The 4,947-nt window shown below is 75.1% G+C and carries 6 protein-coding genes; all 6 read right to left on the bottom strand.

Annotated elements, in window-relative coordinates; all coding sequences use genetic code 11:
• The coding region (locus tag GUY59_RS46000; RefSeq protein ID WP_201762139.1) for a VOC family protein at positions 1-254 on the bottom strand (254 nt) is incomplete at its 3' end.
• Positions 251-1,243, bottom strand: coding sequence for an alpha-ketoacid dehydrogenase subunit beta (locus GUY59_RS48105; RefSeq protein ID WP_171055649.1), 993 nt, complete (start codon positions 1,241-1,243; stop codon positions 251-253). The genes GUY59_RS46000 and GUY59_RS48105, both read right to left, overlap by 4 nt.
• The gene (locus tag GUY59_RS48100; RefSeq protein WP_212746369.1) at positions 1,236-2,183 is read right to left on the bottom strand and encodes a thiamine pyrophosphate-dependent dehydrogenase E1 component subunit alpha; all 948 of its coding nucleotides are present in this window, start codon (positions 2,181-2,183) and stop codon (positions 1,236-1,238) included. The genes GUY59_RS48105 and GUY59_RS48100 overlap by 8 nt, the downstream gene beginning before the upstream one ends.
• Positions 2,176-3,531, bottom strand: a complete 1,356-nt coding sequence (locus tag GUY59_RS45990; RefSeq protein WP_201762138.1) for a class-II fumarase/aspartase family protein — start codon at positions 3,529-3,531, stop codon at positions 2,176-2,178. The genes GUY59_RS48100 and GUY59_RS45990 overlap by 8 nt, the downstream gene beginning before the upstream one ends.
• Before the next feature lie 2 nt (positions 3,532-3,533).
• Positions 3,534-4,292: an SDR family NAD(P)-dependent oxidoreductase gene (locus GUY59_RS45985; protein WP_138208650.1), complete on the bottom strand. Its 759-nt coding sequence runs from the start codon at positions 4,290-4,292 to the stop codon at positions 3,534-3,536.
• 87 nt (positions 4,293-4,379) lie between these two features.
• A partial coding sequence (locus tag GUY59_RS45980) for an aldehyde ferredoxin oxidoreductase C-terminal domain-containing protein (RefSeq protein ID WP_161715093.1) occupies positions 4,380-4,947 on the bottom strand: 568 nt, incomplete at its 5' end.

The following is a 4,947-nucleotide window of genomic DNA, read 5'->3' as shown; positions in this document are numbered from 1 at the left end:
GGGTCACGGGGGCGGCCGCGGGGGCGTACGTACTCGACCAGTTCCAGGTCGTGGGTCGAGAGGCCGCGGGGCTGGCCGGGCACGGCGAGCTGGGCGACGCGGAGCACGGCGTCGGGGTGGCCGACCAGCCTGCGGGTGTAGGCGTTGTCCTGCTCCTGCCGGTGCACGAGGGCGAAGCCGAGCAGGTCGCGGTAGAACGCCACGGACCTGTCGAGGTCGGCGACCGTGAACGAGAAGTGCCAGACGCCTCTCATCGCGGCGCCTCCTGCCGTACGAGGGCGCGCACCTCGTCCGCGATGCGGCCGGCGCCGGGCACCAGGGCCTGGGCCAGCGTCGGCGCGGCCGGCATCCGCACGTCGGGCGTGCCGATCCTGAGGGGCGGCGCGAGCAGCGGCACGCCGGCGCCGGCCACGCGGGCGACGACCTCCGCGCCGAAGCCGCCGGTGAGGTTCGCCTCGTGCACGACCGCCAGCCTGCCGGTGCGGCGGATGCTCTCCAGCACGGCACCGGTGTCGAACGGGTTGAGCCACGGCGTCTCCACGACCTCCGCGTGCATCCCCTGGCCGGCCAGCGTTCCGGCCGCCTCCAGCACCCGGTGCGTCATCGCGCCCCAAGTGACGATCGTGACGTCGGAGCCGGTACGGCGGGTGCGTGCCCCGCCCATCGGCGCGACCGGACCGCCGGTCCGCACCCGCTCCTTCGCGCCCGCGTACAGGGTGCGGTTCTCGATCACCAGCGTGGGGTCGTCGCCGTGCACGGCCGTCACCAGCAGGTCGTAGGCGTCCTGCGGCGTGCTCGGCATGCACACCCGCAGCCCCGGCACGTGCAGGAACAGCGCCTCCAGGCACTGCGAGTGCTGGGCGCACGCGCCCGGCGCGCCGCCCTGCTGGGTGCGGATCGTCAGCGGGGCGCTCAGCCGGCCGCCCGAGACGTAGCGCACGTTGGCCGCCTGGTTGACGATCTGGTCGAGCGCCACCAGGGAGAAGTCGGCCCACATGATCTCCACGATCGGGCGGCGGCCCATCATCGCCGCGCCCACCGCGCTGCCGAGGATGGCCGACTCGCTGATCGGCGTGTCGAACACCCGGTCGCCGTACCGCTTGCGCAGGCCCCTCGTCACGCCGAACACGCCGCCGGGCACGCCCACGTCCTCGCCGTAGACCAGCGTCTCCGGGAGCTCCTCCATGAGCCGGTGCAGGGCCGCGTTCACGGCCTCGCCGTAGGTGAGCTCGCGGTCAGGCATACAGGTGCTCCCTCGCGGTCGCAGGGTCGGCGAACGGCGCGTCGAGCGCCGCGGCGGCGGCGGAGTCGATCTCCGCCCGAGCCCGGCGCTCCACCGCGTCGACGTCGGCGGCGGGCACCCCGTCGGCGAGCAGCCCCTCGCGCAGCCGGGCGATCGGCTCCCTGCGCCTGATCCGCTCCAGCTCCCCGGGCTGACGGTAGGTCTCGGCGTCGCCGATGTAGTGGCCGGCCAGCCGCTCGGTCACGCACTCCAGCAGCGTCGGCCCGCCGCCCTCGCGGGCGACCTCCAGGGCGTCGCGCATGTGGAAGCGCACCGCCTCGGCGTCGTTGCCGTCGACGCGGTGCCCCGGCATCCCGTACGCGGCCGCGCGGACGGCCAGACGCGGCGTGCGCACCATGTCGGCGATCGGCGTCAGCTCCGAGTAGCGGTTGTTCTCGCAGACGAAGACCACCGGCAGGGAGAGGGCGGCGGCGAAGTTCATCGCCTCGTGCACCGCGCCCTGGTTCATCGCGCCGTCGCCGAACACGCTCACGGCGGCCCGGCCGGAGCCGTCGAACCTGCCCGCCAGTGCGGCGCCGCACGCGATCGGCGCGCCGGCGCCCACGATCGAGTTCTCGCCGTGGAACCCGTGCTCGGCGGCCGTAAAGTACGCCGAGCCGCCACGGCCGCCGTTGACGCCGCTCGCCCGGCCCATCAGCTCGGCGAACAGCGGCTGCGGCGGCACGCCCCTGGCCAGCGCCCAGCCGTGCCCGCGGTAGGTGGCGAACAGCGCGTCGTGCGGCTCCAGCACGTCGCACGCGCCGATGGGGACGGCCTCCTGGCCGATGCACAGGTGCACCGATCCCACGATCGGGCCTTCGGCCCGCAGGTCGCGCACCTTCTCCTCGAACGCGCGGATCCGCCACATGGCCAGCAGGTCCGCGAGCCGTCTCTCACTCAACGCTCTTTCTCCATGCGTCCAGGGCCGCGGCGCAGATCGCCCCGGCGTCGCCGATGTAGGACTCGGGCGGGATGGGCAGCGCGCCCAGGCCCGCCAGGTCGTCGGGGCCGGCGACGTCGCGCAGGGCGTCGGCCAGCGCCCGCCCGCGCTCGCGCGCCTCGTGGGCCGCCCGGTAGACCAGGTCGTGCGCCTTCTCCCGGCCCAGCACCGGGGCCAGGCGCATCATGTACGCCTCCGCCATGATCAGGCCGCCCTCGGCGCCCAGGTTGGCCCGCATGGCGGCGGGGTAGACCCGCAGCCCGGCGGCCACGTCGGCGGCCGTGGCCAGCGCGCCCGCGGCCAGTTCAGCCAGCAGCGGCACGACGTACCACTCGATCTGCCACTCGCCGGCCGCACGCTCGTGGCCCGCCTCCATCGCGCGGAACAGGCCGGAGCTGAGCGCGCCCGCCGTGCCGGACATGCCGATGACGGCCTCGCAGCCGATGGGGTTGGCCTTCTGCGGCATCGTGGAGGACGCTCCCCGGTGGTGGCCGCCGGCCTCGCGCACCTCGCCGATCTCGGTCCTGGACAGGTCCACGATCTCGTGGGCGAAGCGGGCGGCCGTGGCCGCCAGGCCCGCGCAGGTCACGCCGAACTCGGCGACGCCGTCCCTGGCCACATGCCAGGGCACCTCGGTGGCGCGCAGGCCGAGCCGCCCGGCCATGCCCTCGCGCACCTCGCGGGCGCGCTCGCCCATCGCCGCCGACGTGCCGCCGGCACCGAACAGCGACACGACCCGCACCTGGCGGGCGGCGCGGGCCACCCGCTCGCGCTGCCGCGCCGCCTCCGCCAGCAGCACCGCCAGCTTCGCCCCGAACGTCGTGGGCACCGCCTGCTGGGCGTGCGTGCGCGCGGCGGCGACGGTGTCCGCGTGCACGGCCACCAGGCGGGCGATCTCCTCGCCGAAGGAGCCGAGCAGCGTGGCCAGGCGGTCGAGGGCCTCGCCCATCTGCAGGGCGAGGCCGGTGTCCATGATGTCCTGCGTGGTGGCGCCGTAGTGCACCCGGCCGCCGGGCCCGTCCGGCAGGGCCGCCGCGATCATCCGTACGAGGGGGAGGATCGGGTAGCCCACGTTCGCCGCCTCCTCCCACAGGCGGTCGAGGTCGATCGTGGCCGGCACGCAGGCCGCGGCGATGGCCCGCGCGTCGGCCGCCCCGATGACGCCCGCCTCGGCCTGGGCCAGGGAGAGCGCGGCCTCGGCGCGCAGCCAGGCGAGCACGGTGCGCTCGGCCGAGAAGATCCCGGCCATCGCGCGGTCGCCGAACAATGCGGGCAGCAGCTTGAACGTCTGCGTGGGGTCGGCGGGCACGGTCAGTTCATCTCCAGCCCGCCGTCGACGTTCAGCGCCTGGCCGGTGACGAACGACGCGAGGTCGCTGGCCAGGAACAACACCGCGGAGGCGACCTCCTCCGGCCGGCCGGGGCGGCGCAGCGGCGAGCGTTCGCCGACCTCCCGCAGGTAGCCCGCGCCCGCGCCGGGGCCGAAGCGGCGGTCGCGGTCGCGGATGATCTCCTCCCACATGGGCGTGAGGAAGACGCCGGGGCAGACCGCGTTGACCCGTACGGGGGCGAGCGCCTCGGCGGCCGATTTCGTCAGGGAGAGCAGCGCCGTCTTGGTGGCGGAGTAGTGGGCCGCGTCCGGGCGGCCGGAGCGGGCGGCGACGGAGGCGAGGGTGACGATCGAGCCGCCGCCCTGCCCGGTCATGCGCCGGCCGACGGCCTGGGTGAGCCAGAAGGCGGCGTTGAGGTTGGTGTCCACGATCCGCAGCCACTCGTCCGGCTCGATGTCCAGCAGCGGCGTGGTGCGCATGGCCCCGGCGCAGTTCACCAGCACGTCGATCCGGCCCGGACCGGCGGCCAGCGCCCGCACCTGGGAACGGTCGGTGAGGTCGGCGGGCCGGGCGGTGACGCCCAGCGCGGCCGCCGCCTCGGCGAGCCGAGGGCTCTCCAGGTCGGAGAGCACGACGTCGGCCCCGGCCTCGGCGAGCGCGCGGGTGCACGCCAGCCCGAGACCGCCCGCGCCGCCCGTGACGAGCGCCGTGCGCCCGCTCAGGTCGATCGTGACAGCCATCCCCGATGATCTCCCTCACGCAGGTCAAACGATTGACTTGACCATAACAGCGGCCTCGTCGACCGAACAAGAGGGAGATCAACCGTTCTATCGGGAAATATCCGGCCAACCGAGTTCCGCGTAGAACGCCGCGCTCGCCCGCGCGAACGCGGCGCGGTCGAGCACCGCGCCCTTGTGGCGGCCCTCCGTGATCGGCTCGTCGTGCATGCGCGCGGGCAGCTCGCCGGGGCCGCCGCCCTCCCTGACCGCGTACGCCCGCAGCTCGTCCAGCCGGAGCTGCCCGGCGGCCAGCAGGTCGTCCAGCGTGAACCCGTCGCCGAGCACGGCGGTGACCAGCGCCGTCAGGCGGTCGATGGTCAGCGGGCGCGTGGGGGAGGAGGCGAAGACGCACAGGTTGAGCGCGTCGAGCCCGCTCCAGAGCCGCAGCAGCCGGGCGGTACGCCGCCCGCGCTCCTCGTCCAGCACCCCGGCGGGAGCGGGCTCGGCGCCGATCCGCCGAGCCTCGGGGAAGCTGTAGCCCAGCCCCAGGACGGGATCGAAATCGAGGTCGTGCTCCAGGGCGTCGTAGCGCGGGCCGCCCGGCGCGAGCGCGTACCCGAGCCCCACGCCTGGCTGGACGCGCGGATCGAAACACGGCATCTCCACGCCCCTGACG

The sequence above is a fragment of the Nonomuraea sp. K271 genome (assembly GCF_009908215.1).
Classification (GTDB): domain Bacteria; phylum Actinomycetota; class Actinomycetes; order Streptosporangiales; family Streptosporangiaceae; genus Nonomuraea; species Nonomuraea longispora.
The sequence above is the reverse complement of the archived record's forward strand: the minus strand, read 5'-3'. Positions and strand labels throughout refer to the sequence as shown.